At 64.1% G+C, this 16293-nt stretch carries 8 protein-coding genes; 2 read left to right on the top strand and 6 right to left on the bottom strand.

Annotated elements, in window-relative coordinates; translation table 11 throughout:
* Nucleotides 1-65: 65 nt before the first annotated feature.
* Together mobF and H5399_RS09090 are read left to right on the top strand one after the other, a co-directional pair.
* A complete protein-coding gene (gene mobF / locus H5399_RS09095) occupies nt 66-5756 on the top strand; it encodes a MobF family relaxase (RefSeq protein ID WP_182782738.1) in 5691 nt (1896 codons plus the stop codon).
* Between the two features lie 1730 nt (nt 5757-7486).
* Complete coding sequence (locus tag H5399_RS09090; RefSeq protein ID WP_182782737.1) at nt 7487-8104, top strand: GIY-YIG nuclease family protein; 618 nt, start codon at nt 7487-7489, stop codon at nt 8102-8104.
* Nucleotides 8105-8472: 368 nt separating this feature from the next.
* On the opposite strand, the gene H5399_RS09085 is transcribed toward H5399_RS09090, so the two are convergent.
* The 6 genes from H5399_RS09085 to H5399_RS09060 all read right to left on the bottom strand — a co-directional run bounded on the left by H5399_RS09085 (nt 8473) and on the right by H5399_RS09060 (nt 15757).
* Nucleotides 8473-8928, bottom strand: a complete 456-nt coding sequence (locus H5399_RS09085) for a hypothetical protein (RefSeq protein WP_182782736.1) — start codon at nt 8926-8928, stop codon at nt 8473-8475.
* Complete coding sequence (locus H5399_RS09080; RefSeq protein ID WP_182782735.1) at nt 8925-10103, bottom strand: hypothetical protein; 1179 nt, start codon at nt 10101-10103, stop codon at nt 8925-8927. Before H5399_RS09080 ends, H5399_RS09085 begins: the two co-directional genes overlap by 4 nt.
* A gap of 670 nt (nt 10104-10773) precedes the next feature.
* Nucleotides 10774-13749, bottom strand: coding sequence for a DUF4062 domain-containing protein (locus tag H5399_RS09075; RefSeq protein ID WP_182782734.1), 2976 nt, complete (start codon nt 13747-13749; stop codon nt 10774-10776).
* A 181-nt stretch (nt 13750-13930) separates the two neighbouring features.
* On the bottom strand, nt 13931-14404 hold the full coding sequence (locus H5399_RS09070) for a hypothetical protein (protein ID WP_182782733.1): 474 nt from the start codon (nt 14402-14404) through the stop codon (nt 13931-13933).
* Nucleotides 14401-15378 (bottom strand): caspase family protein, encoded by a 978-nt coding sequence (locus H5399_RS09065; RefSeq protein ID WP_182782732.1) that lies wholly within the window; start codon nt 15376-15378, stop codon nt 14401-14403. Before H5399_RS09065 ends, H5399_RS09070 begins: the two co-directional genes overlap by 4 nt.
* A 1-nt stretch (nt 15379) precedes the next feature.
* The gene (locus tag H5399_RS09060) at nt 15380-15757 is read right to left on the bottom strand and encodes a TIR domain-containing protein (protein WP_182782731.1); all 378 of its coding nucleotides are present in this window, start codon (nt 15755-15757) and stop codon (nt 15380-15382) included.
* Nucleotides 15758-16293: the final 536 nt, after the last annotated feature.

The raw sequence follows: 16293 nt of genomic DNA, 5'->3' as shown, positions 1-16293 counted from the left end.
GTCGAACACACCTCTTGCACGACGGTTCGCGCTGTGGCGGGGTCGAGTGCGGGTTCAAAGGGGGTATGACGGCGTCTCTGCACAAGCTGACTGCCGGGTCGGGCTATGACTACCTGACCCGGCAGGTCGCTGCGCAGGACTCGACGGAGAAGGGTCACGCGTCGCTGACGAGCTACTACACCGAGAGGGGCGAGCTGCCCGGTCGGTGGGTCGGCACCGGCCTCGTGGCGCTGGAGATGCAGCCTGGGAGTCCGGTGTCGGAGGTGCAGATGCGGGCCTTGTTCGGGGCGGGGAATCATCCCGATATGGAGGCCCGAGTCGCCGCCCTGCCGAGGGGCGCCACCGTGGATCAGGTCCGTCACGCGGCGCGGCTGGGGTCGCCGTTCAGGGTGCTTGAGGCGGCCACCGTGTTCCAGCAGGAGGTCGCGATCCGGTGCAGCCAATGGGCAGCGGCCAACGGTCTCGGCAGTAACGCCACGGTCCCGGTCGATGTCCGGGCTCAGATCCGCAACGAGCTCGCCACAGGAAGATTCGAGGCCCGGATGGGCAGGGCGCCGAGCAGCCTGGAGCTCTCCTCAGAGGTCGCGCGCCTGACGCGGAATCCGTCGACGGCGTGCGCGGGATTCGATGTGACGTTCACGCCGGTGAAGTCCGTCTCAGCGCTGTGGGCGGTCGCACCGCAGGCGATGGCTGCGGAGATTGAGGAGGCTCACAACGCCGCCGTCGCCGACGCCCTGCGGTACTTGGAGGAGCGGGTGCTGTACTCGCGTCGCGGTGCCGGTGGGGTGCGGCAGGTCGAGGTCACCGGCCTGATCGCAGCCGCGTTCACCCACCGGGATTCGCGGGCCGGGGATCCCAATCTCCACACCCATGTCGCGATCGCGAACAAAGTCCAAACCCTCGACGGGCACTGGTTGGCCATCGACGGCCGACCCCTGTTCGCGGGGATGGTCAGCGTCTCAGAGGTCTACAACACCCAGCTGGAAGCCCACCTGGCGGCCCGTCTAGGTGTGCGTTTCGCGGCCGACGTTGCGCGTGATCCGGCGAAGCGACCGGTGCGGGAGATCGCCGGCGTGCCGGCGCAACTGCGTGAGGCGTGGTCGAGCCGTCGGGCAGCGATCGTGGCCCGCCAGGCCGAGCTCGCCGTCGACTTCCAGCGTTCACACCATCGTCCGCCGACACCGGCCGAAGCGATCGCGTTGGCACAGCAGGCCACCCTGGAGACCCGCCAAGCCAAGCACGAACCCCGCTCCCTGACCCAGCAGCGGGCAACCTGGGCCGTGCAAGCCGCAGCGGTCCTCGGCCCGGACGGAGTGTCGCGGATGCTCGCCGACGTGCACGCCGCGGCCAGAGTGGCCGGGCCGGCGCCGACCGCGGAGTGGGTCTCGTCGGTGGCCGACGAGATGGTGACAAGGATGGGTCTGTCGCGTGCGTCGTGGACGGTGTGGCACCTCCAGGCCGAAGCCTCACGCAGGGCCCGGGAACGCGCCACCCACCCCGAGCAGGCCATCCACCTCACGGCCCTACTGCTGGCTGCGGCGACCGCTCGCTGCGTCGCGTTGGAGGGGTTGGTCGATCCGATCAGCGATCCCCAGGTCCTGCGCCGCACAGACGGTCAGTCGGTGTACAGCACTGTCGGGAGCCGACGGTTCACCTCCACCGCCATGATCGAAGCAGAACAGACCATCACCGACGCAGCGACACTCCTCGATGGCCGGCAAGCGAGCGAGGCGGACGTGTCGCTGGCGCTGCTGTCGGCGACCGCCAACGGCATCACTCTCACCGCCGGCCAAGTCGCGTTGGTGCGCGAGATGGCCACCAGCGGACGCCGGGTTCAGCTCGCCCTCGCAGCAGCCGGATCCGGCAAAACCACCGCGTTGGCGGCACTTGCCCGCGCGTGGCTGGACAGCGGAGGCAGCGTCGTGGGGCTCGCCCCCTCCGCCGTCGCAGCACGCCTATTGGCAGACCACGTCGGCCACGCCACCACCCTGGCGAAGGTCGCCTACGACCTCAACCGCCAACCCCGAGACGTCACTGCCATGATCGGGTCGGACACGCTGATCATCATCGACGAAGCGGGCATGGCCGACACCCCCACCCTCGCCACCGTCATCGCATTCGCGATGGCGCGGGGGGCGTCGGTGCGCCTGGTCGGGGATGATCAGCAGCTCGCCGCTATCGGCGCCGGCGGGGTATTGCGGGACATCGCCCACACCCACGGCGCCGTGCAGCTCACCGAGATCATGCGATTCGCCGACCCCGCTGAAGCAGCCGCCTCCCTCGCACTCCGCGGCGGCCGACCCGAGGCACTCGGCTTCTATCTCGACCACAACCGCATCCATGCCGGCTCGGATGAAACCGTCCTACGCGACGCCCTCGACGGCTGGATACAAGACCGCGAGACAGGCCTCGACACCGTGATGCTCGCCGGCACCCGCGACCAAGTCGCCCAACTCAACCAATGGGCCCGCGAACACCGCCTCACCGACACCGGCGGCACCTTCCAAGGTCCCGTCGCCGCGCTCGCGGACGGGAACCTCGCCTCGGAGGGCGATGTGATCGTCACCCGGCTCAACGACCGTCGACTCTCCGTCAGCGCCACCGACTGGGTCAAGAACGGAGACCGCTGGACCATCACAAACGTCACCCCCACCGGAGCAATCCAAGCCGTACACAGTCTCACCGGATCCCGAATTCAACTGCCCCCCGCCTACGTCACCGAAAGCGTCGAACTCGGCTATGCGGTGACCGTCCACGGCGCCCAGGGTGTAACCGTCGACACCACCCACACCGTCCTCACCGGGGCCGAGTCGCGGCAGCAGTTGTATGTGGCGATGAGCCGGGGCCGGCAGGCGAACCATGCCTATGTGGAGGTGGTCGATGGCGGCGGGGAGAACTCCCCCATCCACCCCACCACGCTGCGGCCGGTCACCGCAGGCGACATCCTCGAATCTATCCTTGCCCGCGACGGGTCCTCCCGCTCCGTCACCACCGAAACCCGCCACGCCGTCGACGCGCACACCCGCCTCGGCCATGCGGTGGCCCGCTACAGCGACGCATTAAGCGTTGCGGTCGAACACCTCCACTCGGAGGCAGCCCGAGACCTCGACGAGCAGGCTGATCAGGTGGTCGATCAGTTGACCTCGTGCGCGGCGTGGCCAACCTTGCGCGCCCAGCTTCTCCTTCTTTCGGCCGGCGGCGAGACGTCGCCCTCACCGCTTCAGCTGCTGCGAGATGCCGTCGATGCGCGAGAGCTGTCGACCGCACAGGATCCGGCGGCAGTGCTGACCTGGCGACTCCCCCACCCCGACACTGCAGGGCCACTCCCCTGGCTCACCGGCATCCCGGAGACACTCGCCCACCACGACCAGTGGGGCCCCTACCTCGAGTCACGAGCCGCCCAGGTCCGTGGTTTCGCCGCCGAAGTCCGCGACGCCGCCGCCACCATCGGGCGGCCTGTGTGGGCGTTGCCGGGGCAGACGTTGACCTCGTCAAGCGTGGCCGAGGTGGAGGTGTGGCGGGCCGCCTGGCAGGTCGAACGATCCGACCGCCGACCCACCGGACCCGCCCAGCTCGGCGCCGCCGCGCACCACTGGCAACAACACCTCACCAACCGGCTCCGACCCGCCCACCCCGTCACGATCTGGACCGACCTCCTGCGCGACATCCGCCCCGACCTACCCCGTGACCCCTACGCCACCACCCTGGCGCACCGCCTCGCCTCCCTCCACAACGCAGGGGTGCCGATCACCGAGCACCTCGCCGCAGCTGTGGCGGACGGGCCGCTGCCGGCGGAGCAGCCCGCCGCCGCATTGTGGTGGCGCCTCAGCCGCCACCTCGCCGCGGTCGACGGACCCACCCTCCCCTCCTGGGAAGGCGCTCTAGTGGAACGGCTCGGCTACCAGGCCGCGGCTGATCTGGAAGCCAGTCCCTGGTGGACACACCTCGCCGCCACCATCACCCACGGCACACAGCAGGGCATCCACGTCGACGACCTGATCGCCCCCGTGGCGGAGGTGTCCGGGTTCGATGATGCGTGCCAGGCGATGCTGTGGCGCGCCCACCAGCTCATCACCACCCCACCACCGGACGAGGTCGAGCCGCCGCATCCCGATGAGTTGCCGCCCGAGGGGATCGAGGAGATCGACTGGTCCACCCGCACCGCCGACCTCGCCGAAGCCGCCCGGCTGCGGGAACGGACCGACCCCGACTTCACCGACCTCGAGCTCCACCAAACCTTCGCCGCCGCCGACCGCTGGGCCGATACCCCCCACACACCGCAGCGCCTCGCACAGGTCACCAAAGCGGCGGCCGAGTTCTTCGAGACTCAGCTGGCCGGCAGCTGGAGCCACCAGTACTTCTCGAAGCGGTTCGGGCAGGATCTCACCGGCGACCCACGGTTCCGGATCGGTCACGCACCCGCCGGCTGGTCCAGTCTGGTCAGTCATCTGCGCAAGGAAGGGTTCACCACTGACGAGCTGCTGGCGGCCGGGGTTGCCAGCACCACCCGGCAGGGCAACGTGATCGACCGATTCCGCGACCGCGCCACCCTCCCTATCCACCACGAAGGCGTCATCGTCGGTTTCGTCGGCCGACGGCACCCCGACGCCAGCGACGACCACGGGCCGAAGTACCTCAACAGCCCCACCGGCGCCCTCTTCGCCAAGCGAGACGTGCTCTACGGCCACCACCACCTCCACGGCACCGCCACACCGGTGATCGTGGAGGGACCGATGGACGCCATCGCCGTCACCCTCGCCGGCCGAGGCACCTTCATCGGCGTCGCACCACTCGGCACCACCCTCACCCCCGAACAAGTCCTCCTCCTCCGCGGCGGGCCAACGCCACTGATCGCCACCGACTCCGACAACGCCGGCCACGTCGCAGCCGAGAACGCCTTCTGGCTTCTCGCGCAGCACCGCCACGACCCCCGCCGCCTGATCCTGCCTACCGGCAGCGACCCGGCACAGCTGTTCGAACAGCACGGACCCGACGCTCTCCACGACGCCCTCATCACTGCCACCATGCCCCAGGCGCAACTGATGGTCCGCGACCGCGCCACCTTCCTCGACCCCAACGAGGCCGACCGCCAGATCGCAGACATCATCGCCGCCCGCCCCGCCACCACCTGGGGCGACGAACTGCACCACGTCCCCGAAGACCAAACCCCCCTCCTGGTGGCGCGGGTCAGCGCCTGGACCACCACACCCACCGAAGCCGCCGACCAAGCCAAGGAACAGACCCGGGCGATGCGACGCCGCCTCGACCAGCCCGCCACTGAACGCTGGCAGCAGTGGGCCGACACCACCGGACTCGCCGGGGCGAAGGAGTGGCCATCGATAGCTGCCAGGCTCGACGAGCTCCACCAAGCCGGCGCCGACACCAACCTGCTGGCCCAAGGCCTCGCCAGAGTCCCCGCCGCCGTGGTCACAGCAACCCTGGCCCAACACAAGCCCGGTGGCCAGGTGGAGATCGACTGGCGCCCCTGGGCCGAAGCCGTCAACCCCGCACTCTGCACCGCCGAAACATGGCAACACACGCAGACGAACCTGAGCCTGCTTCAGGCCACCGGCACCGACCTCACAACACTGGCCCAGACACTGACAGGACGAGACCCCGAGAAGGTGGCAGCCGCCCTGCGCAACATCCTGCGAAACCACACCGCCCAGACCAGTCAGGAAACGTCGAAGTACCCCGAGATAGCGCACCTGCAGCATAGGAGAGGAGTAGGTCGTGAAGGGTCGCGCAGAGTCTGACCTCAGTTGGCGAACTTCAGGCCCGTTGCCTCTAGCCACTACGACCCCTGCGTCGCTCAAGGACGGACCGAAGTGTCGCAATCAGGGCTCTTGGTCAGTTCGTGCGTTCGCGTCAACCCAGCCTCGATCAGGTCGCTCGGCGGCAGCCTAGAAGAGACAAGCAGCCCCCGGTGGAGGCGCCGTCATCGCAGCGAATCAGCGCATTCGGATGACGCCACCCCCGCCGATGTCGACAGTTGCCTGCCGGATGCGATCGGGAACCAGCGGTTCCGCCTTGCGGTCCGTGGCATCGATCTGGCAAACCTGTCGGACTGGAATGCGCCGCGGCCGTGAAGTCGGTTGTACCTGGACATCACGATGTTGTCGAAGTCGATGTATACGGCCACCCGGCCATCGGTGTCGTCTGCCATTCCATCCTCCTGGCGATTCCGCGGCTCGAGCCACGGCGACGGTCTGTCAGTCTCGTGTTGCAGACGCACGTCGGCCGTACCCTGCGGCTTCTGCTTCCAAGCCATACTCGCGTCGGCCGCACAGCCATCGCCACCGACCGATGTGACCCGCACCTCGCGGCAACGACCAGATGCTAACTAGAAGGGCTCCGCAGGGTCACTCGCGCCCTCATCGGCCTGAAGGGCACGACGGGACCCTGCACCCTGTAGGCGACTCAGTTCACCAATGGCTATAGCGGGAGCGCGAGAGGAAGAAACCGTGGCCAGACTCGCTGTTCCAGCAGGTAAGCCCCTGGTTGTCTACAGCGCAGACCTGTTCGAAGACAAAGACCGATTCACCGTAAGGCAGCTCTGGCCAATCCAGTGTTCCGGGTTCACTCCACAGCACTAACTCGCTGTGGCACAAGAGGGAAGGTGAGCGCTCGAGTAGGAAGCCATTGCACTGGCCATCCCCCTCGGGATTGTGGAAGTCTGAGATCATGACGGTATCCAATGCCTCGCAGATCACCGTCCCCTCATTCATTCTGCAGGCGATGTTGCCGGACGGCGTGATAAATCGCTCCCCGCGGTAACCATTAGAGGCGTCGTCCGGAATCGGGCCACAGGCGCGGGGGTCTACTCCATCGGGCAGGACGATATTCAGGGGGCACTCGCCTGGTCTATCGGACGTGATCTCGCCGGACTGCTCACTGGGGATGGGGGAGTCTGCAATCGTGGTGGACGAGGCGCTGTCCGCGCGGCTAGTCGAAGTGGTCTCCGCCGGGCGGCTCTCGGCCAAGGGAGGGATGGAGAGCTGCAATGTGCAGCTCGTAAGGGAAATGACACAGAGAAGCATGAGGCCGAGGTATCTGCGGTGCATCTCAATCCCTCCGTTCGTTCCCTGCACGACCGCAGCCCTTCGGCTGCGGAATCTCAAGCCGGTACTCATGCTCAATCTAGCTTGCTGTGATTCGTCCGGGCGGAGTGGTGCCTCAACGGCGGCTCTCTCACCGTCTCCTGACTGGGTTGGCCTGTGGCGAAGGGTGTCCGCAGCGCTTGAAACCCACCTTCGACCCGGGAGACGCGTCCTCTCGAGCGTGGTACACAGGAGGAGGTCACGCCGTGTCAGATCGAGCCCGCCCTTCGCCAAGGAGAAGGTGGAGTACCGGGTCAAGGGTCTCTCCCATGCCGGAGGTGGGCACACCATGCTGCCTGCCCTGCGCGGGCGCTGATCACTGCTCGGTAGCTGGCTGGGCACACGAATAGACCAACTCGGACGATGGCGTGTGCGACATTGGGGGTATGACCAGTGACGTAGTGGATCAGGCTGTTCAGGGACTGTATTGGCAGGGACTCAGATACCACGCTCTTCTGGAGAGCGTTCCCCGTCGGCCGGGGCTCTACGCAATCCACCTCCAGCCACCGGAAGCGCTCGACTTCTTCGACTGGGACGTTCCGTGTGAGAGACGGCCACTGTACGTGGGTAAAGCTGAGCGCAGCCTACATCACCGCGACGTGACGGATCACTTCTCTACCGGGAAGACGGGATGGTCGACACTCCGCCGTTCATTGGCTGTCATCTTGCAGCACGAACTGTCACTCGAACCTGTACGCCGCAACGACGCTCAGACGGTGAAGCCGACGCACTTCGGTCTCGCGAACCCAGGGGAAGAGGCACTAAGCAGATGGATGCACGAGAACCTCAGCATGTCATGGTGGGTAAGTCCACAGAACGAAGACCTCGGAAAAGTTGAGCAGCGAGTCCTAGCTCTCCTCGACCCCCCAGCCAATCTCAACAAAGTTCCTCAGCCCTCGAAGAGGATCATGCAGTTGAGGATGGAGTTCGCAGATCGAGTCCGCGCCCAGAACGGAATCGAGATTCCCCGAGGCCGTTCCAAAGCAAGAGGCGTAACTCAATGAATTCACCGTTGGTATCTGTCGTGGCCGGCTCCTGCTCATGCGCGGATAGTCGCCCGGGATCTATGCAACAGATCCCGCGGGATCTTCACCGCGAGGGTTCCCGTAGATGTTAAGTCGTCCCAGGCGAACTACTTGGAATGACCCGCTGAAGGCGCGGCATTCAGCTGGCTCACTGCGAGTCGGGCAGGTGTTGCGTTCTTGAAATGGGTCCTGGATTTGCTACCTCCGTCTCAGGAACGGGACTCCGCCCCAGTGCCCCAGCCGACGGCGCTGGGCTCCGGGTCGGCGGCAGCACCGCACTCGGATCTGAGCAGTGCCGCTGGGACTCGCCAGGTCCGGATGCGCTTCGGAAGAAGGAATTATCGGCCCTACGCTGGGGCACTCCGGTCCGCCCGTGGAAGCAGCGCCAAGAACTCCGCACTCGACAGCGTCTCGATCTCGAAGTCCACGGACTTGCTGCGGACGGCCTTATCGTCGGTGACGATCGCCCACGTCATTGGCAGGAGGAACGCCTCCTCCTTGCGCTTCGCCTCGAGCGCGCACGCGACGAGAATGGGGTCGGCGGCGCCCTTGTTGGCGTACAAGTCGATGAGGCCCGTGTCACCGATGGCGACCGACTCCATGACCTCACGCAGAACGCTGAGCAGACTCCCTGTGGTCGAGTACTCAACGTGGTCGAACTCGCCCTCGTCTGCGAAGAACCGTGCCTCATGGATCACTTCGCTCGGGACCCGGCAATGCTCGCGGAAGAACGCACTGGCCCGCTGCGGGCGCGTCAGCTTGGACAGCGCGTTGCTGTCGATCACGTACCTGCGCCCGTTCATCGCACCGCCAGCCGGAAGTCGCCAATCTGGTGGGGATGGAGCCGGTTCAGGGTCGCCTCGCGGCAGAAGGTGCGTTGCGAGAGTCTCCCGGCGTCGAGAGCGTCGAGCATGCGGACCGAGAACTCCCGTCCGTTGTACTTACGCACGCCGTTAACCGCCTTGGGCGTTCGCGCCTGCGACTTCGGCCGCTGCGCAAACTCCTGTTCGAGGTCGCCGAGATATCTGAGCGCGGCCTCCTTGTCGATCAGTCTGAGGAGCATCGCCCTCACCGCGATCGCGCTGGGCGTGACCTTGAGCTGGTCGGAGATCGCCTTCAGGGACTCCAACGACGACAGGTCGGCAGCCTTCATCTCGGCGTCAGGCATGAGTATCTGCCCGACGACTTCATACTCGCGTCCGGGAGCGGCCTCTGGGATGCTCCGACCGTCATAGGTCACCGGCGAAAACTTCCCGCATGCGACGAGCACTGAAAGCAGCGCCAAGGTGAAAATCGTCCGGCCAGCGGGTTCTTCGAAGTCCCCGTGCGAGCCACCCGCGAGGAACACGTAGGGGACCTTCGCATCCCGGACGGTGATACCACTGAACTGGACGCCGGTGAGCGACTGCGGCATGAAACCGTTAACGCTCCTCGACACCAGCACTTGGCGTGACTCCAGGTGCCCGATGAGCAGTTCGAGCGCTGCTGACTTGCTCTTGGCGGACCGGATCGCATTCGGGCTCAGTTCGAGAGCATCCAGCAACGCGTCGGCGTCTGCGCGAGCACTCCCCCGCGACTTCCTGATGCATCCCACAACCTGATTCTTCACGAGTGTGGTGTCGTACCGCTTGAGCAGTTCCTGCTTACGGATGAGGTCCTTCACTATTAGCTCGATATCGCTCAGCGACACCATGGCCCGGGAGTTGAGCGAGAACGTCTTCTTGGTGATGCCTTGGAGCAGCTTTGCCGTCTTGGCTTGTATCTGAGCCCTCACCACAGCGTGCGGCGCGAAGAAGAGCGTGTAGGGAATGTCCGCCTTGCGGGAGAGCTCGATGAGATCGCCGAAAGCGATCTCCTCCGACTCCAGCGCCCGCTGATACTTCACCCGGCTCCTCGCCACCGAGTTTTCGAACAGGTCAACGAACACGCGCCTCTCGATCGGTGTCCTCGTCCCGTTCAACGTGGCCTGTATTGTCATCCACCCCTCCGTCGTTCTGTGACCACGGTAAAGGATTGGCGATGGGTATGGTCGGATGCTTCAGGGTATGAACTGAGCGCCGTCGGCGCGCCGCAAAGCCGCGGTGCTGAGATGATGTCAGCGGTACGCGGTCATGCCACCTCAGAAGAACCGGTACTTCGCGAACGAAGTGGAAGCCCGCCACTCCGTAATCTGCGGTCATCCGCTTCTCGGCACGATCAAGCGCGCGGATGGCGGGAGATGCGGGCGTCTCTGAAGGAGGCCACCACCTCGGTCGAGGCGAGCGGCAGGTGTCACTCCGCCACCTCGAAGAGTCACTCCTGTCGAGCCAAGCGGCGGTCCTCCGACCATGGAACGCCAGAAGTACACTCGGCAATCACCGACTCCAGGGCGCGGCTAAAGAGCTCATACAGAACCCCGAAATTCCCTATCGCGACCTCGGCTACGACCCCTACGACCGGCACCGAAACACCGAAGCAGCCAGACGGCAGCACGTTCGCCAGCTCGAATCCCTCGTCTACACGGTCACCCTTCAACCAGCGGCCTGAACATGACGCGCAAGGCGTGACTGCAGGTCCATCTTCGGACTAGAGCAATGAATCCCCCCGGTGTGTTTGGAGACTCTGGCACACCGGGGTGATTCAGGCGCATCACGCGCGTCAACTCTGACTCAGCCAAGCAAGCTTAGAGCACGCCGCTGCAACACCTCGAGGAGGCCGGCGGCCTGCACCCCGTATTCCCGCTCGAGGTCATGCATCATCCGTGGGTCACCAAGCTCCTGGGCTGCAGCCGCTTCCCCGAGTCCGCCCAGTCCAACAAACCCCTCGTGGCCCACTTCTTGGGCGCTCTCCGTAACGACCCGAAACGTCTCTCGGGCCTCGTTAGCACGGCCCAGAGCAAGCTCGGCGATCCCTCGGCGGCAAAGACCCTCCAGGATCAGTGTCAGGTCTCCCGTGTTGAACCCAATCGAAGCGAGTCTGTCGAAGAATCCATGCATGAGGGATCCGAGCTCCGTTCGGAGAGGGTCGGCCACTCCCTCGGTAGAGGAAACCATCGCGTTCAGACCGGCCAACGCAACCCAGGGCACATTCCCTGTGCTGAAGGCTAGGTCCGCAGTCTGTTTGAAGTATTTGTTGCCCCAGAAGAAGGCTCCACGACGAATACTGATCGCCCCCATCCCGGTAAGCGCGAGATACACTTTATCGGAACGTTCGCTGAGCCCCTCGGTAAGCAGCAGGTTCCAGTCACTGGGCTGAAGCGAAATCGCGCCCACCACACCAAGGCGACCACGCAGGTGCAGGACTTCGTCGCGGACCACCCTGTCGTCGGCGCCGATGGAGCTCAAGTCTGGGAGCCGAGCGGCTGCTCGTTCGACCTCGCCGATGTCGATATAGGCCTTGACTAAAGCAGCCAAGTCCGGGAGTTCCGTCTGCAGTGGGCCGATCGTCGTGTCGAGGAGGTCCACAGTGCTCTGCGAGGCACGGCGGGCAAGCAAGGCCAATGCCTGCCGGTAGCCCAACCCGAGGGTGGACTGCAGCGCCCGCAACCCGCCAGGCCTCACAGCGATACGGTGCAGCATGCGAACATCGGACTCGTCGGCTGAGTGCCAGGCCTCTCGTACGGCTCTGCCGGTGAGGATCCGGTCTGGGTGGCTAAACCATCTGAGAACGGCAGCGCGAGTTTCGGCCTCGAGTCCACCATTACGAAGCACTGAGCTCACGTCGTGACGGTATGCCGTCCTCAGTTGGAGTTGGCCCTGAATCTCGGTAATGAGGCTCGCCAAGCGCCACCGCACCAGTTCAAGAGAGGCCTGGTCAAAGCCAGGAACGAGTTTCCGGACAATCCCGAGGACTTCTGCTTCGGTGTAGCCGATCTCAGACCCGCTTAGAAGCGTCAGGACAGCAGTGACATCGGCTGCAGGTTCAGGCTTGACATCGGACGTGACCCGGGCGAGAACTTCACCCACGAGTTGCGTGGTCGAAGTTGCCCTCAGCAGGGCGGAGAGTCGGTCCGCTAGTTGCATGTGAGAACCAACTCTGTGCAGCTCGTCCAGCAGGAGCCCGAGGAAGGCTGGGTCCCCGGTCTGCGGGTGGTCGACTATGGCCTCGACATCCTCGGCCAGCAGCGTTCGGCCCGCGCTCGCCAGGCTGGAGTGCACAAGGGTGCGGCGGTCCTCCGTGCTGAGCGCGGGCACCTGAACGGTCGCTGTATCGAAGGCGTAGGTCGTCGATTCGTCGGCCCCGGTTACAACCATGGGGATGTACTCAATCGTCGTCGCAGGGCTCTGTTGCGGGAGCCACCCCAGTCCCATAATCATGAGGCGCTCCAGCTCGCTACGCGCAAAGATTCGTTCGATGCCGTCTAGCCCAAGGACAACCCGCTGTTGTGGCTGGATCTTCCGCATGCGGAAGGCTGCTAGCACAGCCAGCTCTTCATCCGACTGCGGGAGATCGATTGGCTGTCCCGTTCGCAGCGAGAGTTCGGCCATGATGCTCCGAAGCAAGCCGGTCCACGTCTGGGACTCCTCGGTCAAGCCTACGAACCGCAGGATGACGATGTCATCGGGATAGGTTTCCCGCCAACGGCTTCCCCACGTGGCCAGTAGCGTAGAGCGACCGCTTCCGGGTGCTCCAATAAGCGCGACGACTTTCTTGCGGTCGTGCCAATGTCGCGTCTCAAGCAAAACTTCTTCATTCAGTGGGGGACGACGAATCAGCAACTGCTCCTGAACCACATGGGCAGAAATCTCACGCAGGAGCCTGTGGTCGCTTCCGGCTGGCACTTCTGTATCAAGCCGGTCGAGCAAATGTTCGTGCACTAAGGCGGCAAGCCTCTCTGGCGATTCGACCTCGGTGACGACGTCAGCCGATTGCTCGAGCTCACGCCGCAAAGTCGCTAAACTCGCGGCGTCCGAGTCACTGGCTGGGTTGCGGACTAGACAAAACACTTTGATCACCTGGGACTCTAAACTGCTAGCATGTCGCAATTCGAGATGAGTAATTGAAAGATTCTCACCTTCACCTACCCACTGAGGAAGCCGCCCCGCGTCCTTCCCGTCAAGAGCTAGTACCGTGCCATAGCGGCTTCCAAGGATGCCAATCGTGTTGGGGTGGCACCGCTCCACGGCGGACAGACATATGCTGACCACCTCGCCAGCATTTTGCTGCAACTCTGTAATGCCCCAGCGGAGGTCGATGGGAGCCCACAGCGCACCCCGCCGCTCGCACTCCACAGCGAGCCGAGGGAACACTTCTTGAGCAAGGATTTCACGTTCTTTGAGAAGGTCGTTGAATGTGGAGGAAATGAACACGCGAAATGGTTTGACGAGCCCGGCAAGCGCCAGTGACCGCTGCTCCGTCTCTGAACCAAGGTCAATATTTACGCCATACCCCGTCTTCACCGACTTGACGTAGGACGCAAGACGGGCTCGAATGTAGTAGTACCGCCTTGCCTCTCTTGGGTAGGCCAGGAATGGAGCAGTTAGGTAGACGAGAACAAAGGCCGCCACAGTTACTCCGCGAGCTGTGACGGTCTCGACTAACACAACGCCGACCACGATTGCTATGGTGACTGCGGCATACCTCAGGACCTCCAACCTGGTCCAGCGGCGTGTCGCCGGCTTTTCTTCAAGTCGCTGCTGTAACACGACTACTCCGTTTCAACGGGTCAGAATGTCTTGTGTGCTGTACGTGCGTGCGTGCGGACAGCCCAGCTAGATAGATGCTCCGGAGCGGGTCTACAGGGTCGCTCGAGAACGAGCCTGCCGTAGCAGGCCTGCCATCCCTGGTTCCCCACCAGCCCCAGAGCGGCGGCAGTGGTACGTGACGTCAGCGGCTCAATCCTGCAGGCCAAACGAGCTCTACCGGCTTGCCCACCTCACGTGCGTACTCCACCACGTCGGCTGTACCCCCTTTGCCCTGCGCGGGGAGGCCGTCCCAGACTGCGACAAGCATGTCACACAGGTCCACCACACGCCTCCCCGCCGCCAGATAGGCCTCCTCGCTCGGCTGCCGATAGTTGAGTTGTTCAACTGTGGTCGCTGCGGCGAGAAGTTGTTGGAAGCGATCTCGATCCACATCCGTTTCCATGGAAGATCGGTAGTTCTTGCTGGGTAAGACCACATGCAACTCGCCACCCTGGCTGAGCACCGCCTGGGCAAATCGCTGGTCGGCCCCAACGGCTAGACTGGAGACGCCCGTGACGGGTGCTGGGCCACTCAGCAGTTCACCAAGGCGCATGGATAGAAGCGCCCAGGTCTCATCGGGGGCCTTTTGATGCCCGGTGATCCCGTAAACGGTCAAAAGCGACCTCCTTCGGCTAAATGGCGGTAATGCTGACCCAGCGGCGTCAGCCGACACCCTTCGCTCTGCATTGCAGCGAAGTACATGTGCTCTGCACCTACAGGCTCGATCAACTTCGACGAGGCACACCTCTGCAATTGCTTAAAGACCGTTTCGTTGTCCGGGTGGGGAGGCAGTCCGGACTGGCTTTTGTCTGGCTCATAGGTCGGGTCAAGTGGAAAGACTCGCTCAGGATCAGGAAACCACTCTGGCAGTCTTCGTAGCGTCGCTAATGGCACCGACGGGTCGCACCGCCGTATGTCCTGAAGTCGGTCAACGTTTGCTTTGAACATGGGTCGTTGGTCCCATGCCCCAAACGCCTCTGAGAGGTACGCGTAGAGGCCGGCAACAGTAACGTGACCCAAGACGTCGGCCGCCCCTCCCTCGAGGGCTCCCTCGAGGTAGGCGGAGAACTGTCCCCGTCCATCCAGGGTCTCCGCTGAACTTTGGTCGGCCCGGCTGGCTGTCAACAGGGAGACACCCTGGCGCAGAACAGCAGCTGGACTCATTGCAGCCGGAACGCTGCCTGCGGCACCAGCGAAGCAGCAGTCGAGCACCACAGCTACTTCCTGATCGCAGCCGTTGATCAACTCCAAGATTTCAATGAAACGAACACCCGGCGTGCCGTTCGTTCCGTCAGAAGTTGCCAGTGTCACATCACCATTGTCACCGATTGGAGCTCCATGGCCCGCGAAGTACAGAAGCGACATGTCTACGCCTGGCCCAAACAACGTGCGGAGCGCATCGAGAAGTGCGTCCCGCCCAACGAGCTGCGCGCCAACGGATGCGGTCAGGGTTCGTACGTCAAAATTCGGCGAGTCGTCCTCATTGCGCGCTAGCAACGGTGCCAGGGCATGGGCATCATTTACGCACCCCCCAAGGTGTCCAAATTGCGGATAGTTATCAATGCCAACAACAAGGGCGCGGCGGAGCACGTCACAGTCCGTTGATAAAATCGCCGACGTTGTTCCAAGTCCAGTCTCTACAGGGGGCTGGCCCCATCTCAGTAGGCTTCGTCGCGTAGCCCTTCTCGATCCAGATGCCCAGCAGTGGCTTGCCCTCCTCGCGGGCGCACGAGATTTCCCACAGCTCTCCGGCTGCCTGCGGTGTGCTGCTGCTGATTAGTGCGATCACGCCATCGGAGCGCCGTATGCGCGTGCGAACGCGCTCCTTCCACTCTTCATCGTAAGGCTTCTTGACGCTCATGTCGGTCCAGTCATAGGGCGTTGTTCCTAACAATCGCTGCCCGACGAACAGATCGCGGATCCTCTCGTCCTCCTTGGCGAAGGCGATAAAGACAATCTTGTCAGCCATGGTCGTTCCCCCCTGCGGATGATGATGACCCCTGTATACCACTCCGTGCTGCGCGGTATGCGAACCCACGAGGTGGTTCGTCTGACTGGCGGCTTTGACGGCAACGTTGACTGGTTCTGCTCGATGATCGATCGGATTGGTCACGTGCCAGACGAAGCGAGGAGGCGACGTGCTCGGGGGTGCTTTGGGCGCTGGGACGCTCCTCGGCATCGAAAGACGTCCGGATGTATACCGATGAGCCGCCACTGACGGCATCACCCGTCGGGGCTATGACGGCGGGACCGCTGCGCTCAATCAGGAGGCTAGTTGTCTGCACCCCGCCGCTCCGATTGCCCTCGAGGCCGTTCCTCGTCGTCTTCTGCCCCATAGATCGCTCGATCGAGCGGTGACCATCGATCCGCCATGCAACAAGGCTACGCGCGAGTGCCCTTTCGCGCGGCGAGAACCCCCAGGCCCACCGAGACTGTTGACCGTCTTTGCTCCCTCGTGCGCGACCTCGCCCTGACGGAGCGTGATCCGCACGGCTGGCGGCTTCT

This window comes from Tessaracoccus sp. MC1627 (genome assembly GCF_014164725.1).
Lineage (GTDB): Bacteria > Actinomycetota > Actinomycetes > Propionibacteriales > Propionibacteriaceae > Arachnia.
This window is presented reverse-complemented; position numbering and strand designations above follow the sequence as displayed.